The organism is Planotetraspora mira, from assembly GCF_016863275.1.
In the GTDB taxonomy this organism is placed as follows: Bacteria; Actinomycetota; Actinomycetes; order Streptosporangiales; family Streptosporangiaceae; genus Planotetraspora; species Planotetraspora mira.
Map to the genome: position 1 here is coordinate 1 of NZ_BOOO01000072.1, position 5,691 is coordinate 5,691.

Sequence of the window (5,691 nt, forward strand, 5' to 3'; positions counted from 1 at the left end):
GCGCTACAACCGGGCGCTCATGACGCTCATCCACGAGGGGAAGGCCCGGCCGTCCTGGGTCGTCTCGCACGAACTGGACCTGGACGACGCACCGCGGGGTTACGAGCATTTCGACCGACGGGATCTCGGCTGGACCAAGGTCGTCCTCCATCCGGGCAAGCTCAGCTGACACGCGGTGCCCGGACCACCGCCGCCAGGGTGAACGCCATCACGGCACCGGTTCCGGCAAAAAGGGAGCTGGCGGCGTGATGGCGCGTCCATCGCCGGAAGGGTCCCATCGAGGGGGTGATGACCATGAGCGACGCTCGCGCGCTCAAGGACAAGCTGTTCGAGGCCTTCAACCCCCACGATCTGGATCGTGTTCTTCAGTGCCACAGCCGGGACGGGGTCCTGGTCACCCCTAGCGGCGTCGCGGAAGGACACGACCAGATCGCCTCGTTCTACGAGGAGGTCTTCAAAGGGTTTCCGGACCTGCGAATGACGGTCTGGCACACGGTGTTCTGCGCCGATCCCGCGGTGACCGAATGGATGCTCACCGGCACGCATAACGGGCCTTTCCTGCTGCCCGGCGGGGGTGTGCTGGACGGAACCGGCCGTCCCATCGCCGTTCGCGGCACCAGCACCTGCTCCGTCGGCAACGACAAGATCATCACTCATCGGATCTACTACGACCAGTTGGAGCTGTACAGCCAGCTTGGTGGCGAACTCGCCTTCGACGATCGCTCATCATCCGCGGGCGAGGCACGGCCTTCGCCCGGCGACTGAGGATTCGATGTCGCCCGGTTTGGCGTGGCTGTCGGGCGGCTCCGCGGCATCCGCCTGTCACTCCGCTGACGGTGGTCTGCCGCCGATTCCGGGCCGCCTGTCGGTACCGCGCCCGACGGACGGTTCCTGATCAGCCACACGCTGGGACCATCGCGCGACGGCCAGCGCGGCGACCAGCAGGAACGCCACGCCTGCGTAGACGGCCAACTCGATCCACTGCGCGCGACTCTCGGCCGCGGTCATGGACACGGCGAGCCGGACGACCACCGACAGGATGTGCCGGACCACCGCGATGACGCCCACGATGATGAAAGGTTCCAGCTGGAGCCGCCCGCCTTCGAGATGTGCCAGAACGGTGACGAAGATCTCCAGAATGATGAGGACGAGAAGCAGTTCTTCGATGACGATGATCGTCTTGGTCGTCCACGATCCGGAGCTCTGCGCCACTGTGATCCACATGAAGACGATGACGGCCGCGGCGACGACGAGCAGCATGAGCGACACCAGATAGAGCACCACACGCTCGGTCCAGACGAGGAAGCGCAGCATCTTCTGCTCCGACCCGTTCCGCATGATCTCGGCCACCCGGGAACCCCGCCTGCCCCTGGGCAGTTGCCCGCCCTCCATGGCCTCGCCGCTCTCCTTGGACGCTCGCGCGGCCGGAATGCCGTGGAGGATGGCCGCGCCTCCGATGCCGCGACCCGCCAATTGCCGTTCCCCAGCACGCCGGTATGCCCCGACAGAAGGGTTAGATACCCGTCCCGCCATCGGGGCCGTATCCGTACCGCACCCTTTTGCCGTGCTTTCGACCAAGACGTGACAGCTTGTTAATGGTCGACGCACATCCGACGCGTCCGGCCACCACCGCACCCGGGCGGCCTGGGCCGCCGCCGTCACTCGCATCCACGTCCTGGTCGACGTCACCGGCCTGACCCCCGACCAGATCAAGGCGAAGCAGCTCGCGCCCAACGCCTTGCACGGCAGCAGCGAGAAGATCCTGCGGGCGATGACCGGCACGTTCGGCCAGGGCCCACCTGAACCCTGACCGGATGACATGGAACGAGTTCACCCAGCTGGCCGAGACGACGCTGCGGATGCGGCGGGGCCTGTTCGGCGACCCGACCGAGACGATCGCGATCACGGGTGCACGTGGCAACGCGTTGACGGTGCAGCTGGCCGAGTTCGCCGGTCTGCCGCCTGACCAACGCAGGGTGCGGATCGGGGAGCTTGCGGCGGGCACGTCGCGTCGGGCGGCGGCGGTCGACGGCAGCGACGACGATGAGGTGGCGGACAACTTCCCGCTGTTCGAGGACGACGCCGACGACGGGCCGGGCACCGACGTGCCTCGCGCCGGGACGAGGGCGAGGGGTGACCTGGTGGCCCCAGTGAGGCGGACGACGCGCGCAGGCTCGTGGTCGACAGCCTGTCGCCGTTCAGCGGAGGCATCCCGGCGTGCAGCTGCTGGAGTGGTGGCACTACGCAACTTCCTCGAGGAGTTCCTAGCCGCGGTGGAGGCCTTCGCCGACGACGGAAGCATTATTGATCTCTGACCCGCTCGACACGCCAATCGATTACCGATCAACCGAAGTCGCCGTGTCAAGCATCAGCCGAGGTAGGACACACTGCGGCGTCCTGTGTCTAGTCCCACGAGATACTTGACGTTTCTGCCTCACCACATGCTTGACGGGCACCCTAGGAAACATGACCGGCCTTGCGGGGCCGGGCCGCTTTGATGCTGCGGACGGGTTGGGCGGTGGTGCGGCGGACCACGCGGGTGTCGTCGGGGAGTTCGATGGTCAGTGTGGTGTCGCTGACGTGGACGGTGACGATCGCGTGGGCGTGGATGCGGCCCAGGGCGACTTTCTGGCCGGCGACCATGATGACGCCGCTGTTGCTGGCGACTCGCTGGACAGTGATCGGCTCGACCGACGGGCGGGGCGGCGGTCCTGCCGGTCGTGCATCCCGCAGGTGACGCAGGCGGTCCCACTCACCCTCACGTAGACACCACACCCACCCCGCAAACGGTGAGCCCCCTGCGCAGGGGGCTCACCGTCAAAGATCAAACGACTGCGGCTTAGTGTCTGGGCCGCGCCGTAACCCTGATCAAGGCGACGGCGATGCCGATCCACACTGCCCCTTCGATGAGTGGGCCCGCCTCACCGACGACCATGGTCAGCGGTAAGCTCACACCGATAGCGACGGCGATCGTTTTGGGCAGCAGGCCCGCGCGGAAGACTGCGATCGCGAGCAGGACGCCACCGACCAGCCACAGCGGCAGAGCGGGCAGGAAGAGGATGTCGAGCGAGTTCCGGCCGCGTACGGCGGTGGCGAGGGCCGCGGTACCGAGCAGGGCATACTGGGCCGCGAACGTGATGGTGGCGGCGAGGCCGATCTTGCCCCAGCGCGCTTGAACTCGGTGCATCGCATGTAGCCCGATGATGGCCAGCACGCCGATCCACAGGCCAAGAGCGTAGCTGTACTCGATGAGGTAGTCGGTTGTGGCGTGGAACGGATCGGCCTGGGCCGGAGACGCCAGCTGGAGCACGCCTAGGGCGAGGGACGCCAGACCGGTCAGCGCCGACATGGTCACGGCCGTCCCGGCGCGAACCGGTGCGGCGGTTTCGCGGGCGATGGGGGTGGACATTGCTGTGGCTTCCTTTCTGCACTTGGTGGCGGCGCCACCGAAAAAATGGGTCGATGGCGCCGACGCTAGGCCGCCCACGGCCTGCGATCGTCCATCGCCGGGTGGGTGGATGCGGCGGCTGGTTGGAGCAACGGTGGTGCGGCATCCACCCGAGGGTGGACGCCCGGCGACTGTCGCCGGCCGTATCATGCGCCCATGCTCGACGGTGCCGCCCCCGCCGAGCCCGGTCGGCGCCGGGCCTGGCTTTTCGACGTCTCCATCGCCGCGGCGTTCGTCGCGGTTGGCCAGATCGATGTATGGGCACCGTGGATCGCAGTGTGGTGGGCCGACGATCCTGTGGCGGGACCCGCGGCGCTGAACTCCGTCCTCTTCTTCGTGGTCGCAGCGTCGTTGGCGTGGCGCCGGCGGGCGCCGCTCGTGGTCAGTTGCGTGGTCGCCGGGGCGGCCGCTGCGCAGGCCGTCATCACCGCGACCGCGCCCATCGGCTTGCTTCTGGACGGTCCGGTGCTGGTGAGCCTCTACTCCGTCGCGGCCTACAGCCGGCGCGGCCAGGCGCTGACCGGGCTGGCGGTGATGGCCGTGGCGGTCGTTGTGCATGACCTGCAGGACCCGGCGATCCGGTCCGGCGAGGGCTTCGATGATGCGTTGTTCTGGTGGCTTGTGCATCTGGTGGGCTGGGTCGTCGGGCGGTACGTCGGCAGCCGCCGAGCCGCGGCGGCGATGGCCCAGCGGGCGAAGACGCTCGAGGGCGCTGTCCGGACCCAGCGGGACCGGATCGCCCGGGAACTGCATGATGTCGTCGCGCACGGGGTCAGCGTCGTCACGGTGCAGGCGGGCGCCGCCCTGTCGGTCTTGGACGAGCGGCCGGACCGGGCGCGCGAGGCATTGATGGCGATCGAATCGACCGCTCGTGGTGCGTTGGACGAGATGCGCCGCCTGCTCGGTGTGCTGCGGGCAGAGGATGTCGGGCCCTCCTTCACGCCGCAGCCGTCCCTCACCGATCTGGCCGAGCTCTGCGAGCAGGTCGGGGCCGCGGGTCTGCCCGTGGCGCTCTCCGTCGAGGGTGCTGTGCGGATGCTGCCCGCAGGCGTGGAGCTCGCGGGGTACCGCATCGTGCAGGAGGCGCTGACCAACGCCCTGCGCCACTCGGGCGCAAGCGGCGCCGAGGTCAGGGTCAGCTACGGCACCGACGACGTCGTGCTCTGCGTGGTCGACGACGGGACCGGTGCAGGCGAGCAGCGGGGAGGTGGCTTCGGTCTCATCGGGATGCGCGAGCGGGCTGCCATCTACGGCGGCGAGTTGACGACTGGCCCACGAGAGTCTGTCGGCTATGCCGTCCGTGCGCGGCTGCCCTACCCGCAGGTGCAGCCGTGATCGACATCGTCGTGGCAGACGACCAGCAGCTTGTCCGGACCGGCTTCCGTCTCATCCTCGAGGCTCAGCCTGATCTGCGGGTCGTCGGCGAGGCGGGCACCGGCGTCGAGGCGGTGGCGGTCTCCCGCCGGCTGCGACCCGACGTCGTCCTCATGGACATCCGGATGCCCGAGCTGGACGGCATCCAGGCGACACGGCAGCTGCTCGCCGGCGCAGACCCGGACCTCCCGCACGTACTCATGCTGACAACCTTCGATCTCGACCGGTACGTCTACGGGTCCCTCAAGGCGGGCGCTAGCGGCTTCCTACTCAAGGACGCCCCGCGCGACCAACTCATCGATGCCGTACGCGCCGCCGCGGCCGGGCAGCGCCTCATCGCGCCCGCGCTGACACGCCGCCTGATCGAGCGCTTTCTCGTGCTCCCGCCCCCCGACGGCGGCCACGCGCCGAGCCTGCGGACGCTGACCGACCGTGAGCTCGAGGTGCTGCGACTCATCGCGCGAGGGCTGTCCAACACCGAGATCGCGGCATCGATATTCGTCGCGGAGGCGACGGTCAAAACGCACGTCAACCGGATCCTGGCCAAGCTCGGTCTGCGCACGCGCGTCCACGCTGTCGTCCTGGCCTACGAGACCGGCCTGGTGCGCCCGGGGGATCCCGACGCGCCCACACCGCCGCGCCGCGAGTTCGCCTGAGGACGCGACCTTCGCGTAACACGCGGATTCCGTCCAATTCGTCCGAGAAACCGTTTGCATTCTGCCAGCGGCCGTCGAAGCCCGAAGCCAAGGTCACATGCACGGATTTGCCGCGAGTCGCACCCCCGGCCCGACTCCGGATTGATCATGTCAACCATCAACCGAAGCCGCAGTGTCAAGCGTCAGCCGAGGTAGGACACACTGCGGCGTCCT

7 protein-coding genes are annotated in these 5,691 nt (G+C 68.4%); 4 read left to right on the forward strand and 3 right to left on the reverse strand.

The window, feature by feature from the left end:
* Window positions 1–294: 294 nt before the first annotated feature.
* Entirely contained in the window at window positions 295–765 is a 471-nt protein-coding gene (locus Pmi06nite_RS41405; protein ID WP_239114570.1) for an ester cyclase, read from the forward strand.
* Window positions 766–822: 57 nt separating this feature from the next.
* Here Pmi06nite_RS41405 and Pmi06nite_RS41410 read toward each other — a convergent pair whose 3' ends face one another.
* Complete coding sequence (locus tag Pmi06nite_RS41410; RefSeq protein WP_203958738.1) at window positions 823–1,473, reverse strand: phosphate-starvation-inducible PsiE family protein; 651 nt, start codon at window positions 1,471–1,473, stop codon at window positions 823–825.
* A 341-nt stretch (window positions 1,474–1,814) separates the two neighbouring features.
* On the opposite strand from Pmi06nite_RS41410, the gene Pmi06nite_RS41415 reads away from it, so the two are divergent.
* Window positions 1,815–2,315, forward strand: coding sequence for a hypothetical protein (locus Pmi06nite_RS41415; RefSeq protein WP_203958739.1), 501 nt, complete (start codon window positions 1,815–1,817; stop codon window positions 2,313–2,315).
* Window positions 2,316–2,457: 142 nt separating this feature from the next.
* Here Pmi06nite_RS41415 and Pmi06nite_RS41420 read toward each other — a convergent pair whose 3' ends face one another.
* Window positions 2,458–2,643, reverse strand: coding sequence for a hypothetical protein (locus Pmi06nite_RS41420; RefSeq protein WP_203958740.1), 186 nt, complete (start codon window positions 2,641–2,643; stop codon window positions 2,458–2,460).
* 196 nt (window positions 2,644–2,839) lie between these two features.
* Window positions 2,840–3,409, reverse strand: a complete 570-nt coding sequence (locus Pmi06nite_RS41425; RefSeq protein ID WP_203958741.1) for a hypothetical protein — start codon at window positions 3,407–3,409, stop codon at window positions 2,840–2,842.
* Between the two features lie 195 nt (window positions 3,410–3,604).
* Between Pmi06nite_RS41425 and Pmi06nite_RS41430 the strand changes: the two genes are divergently transcribed.
* Window positions 3,605–4,783, forward strand: a complete 1,179-nt coding sequence (locus tag Pmi06nite_RS41430; protein WP_203958742.1) for a sensor histidine kinase — start codon at window positions 3,605–3,607, stop codon at window positions 4,781–4,783.
* Window positions 4,780–5,478, forward strand: coding sequence for a response regulator (locus Pmi06nite_RS41435; RefSeq protein WP_203958743.1), 699 nt, complete (start codon window positions 4,780–4,782; stop codon window positions 5,476–5,478). The genes Pmi06nite_RS41430 and Pmi06nite_RS41435 overlap by 4 nt, the downstream gene beginning before the upstream one ends.
* Window positions 5,479–5,691: the final 213 nt, after the last annotated feature.

Bases quoted from the DNA above. Each gene is read 5' to 3' on its own strand.
- Pmi06nite_RS41405 (WP_239114570.1), top strand. From the start codon at position 295: ATGAGCGACGCTCGCGCGCTCAAGGACAAGCTGTTCGAGGCCTTCAAC.
- Pmi06nite_RS41415 (WP_203958739.1), top strand. From the start codon at position 1,815: ATGACATGGAACGAGTTCACCCAGCTGGCCGAGACGACGCTGCGGATG.
- Pmi06nite_RS41420 (WP_203958740.1), bottom strand. From the start codon at position 2,643: ATGGTCGCCGGCCAGAAAGTCGCCCTGGGCCGCATCCACGCCCACGCG.
- Pmi06nite_RS41425 (WP_203958741.1), bottom strand. From the start codon at position 3,409: ATGTCCACCCCCATCGCCCGCGAAACCGCCGCACCGGTTCGCGCCGGG.
- Pmi06nite_RS41430 (WP_203958742.1), top strand. From the start codon at position 3,605: ATGCTCGACGGTGCCGCCCCCGCCGAGCCCGGTCGGCGCCGGGCCTGG.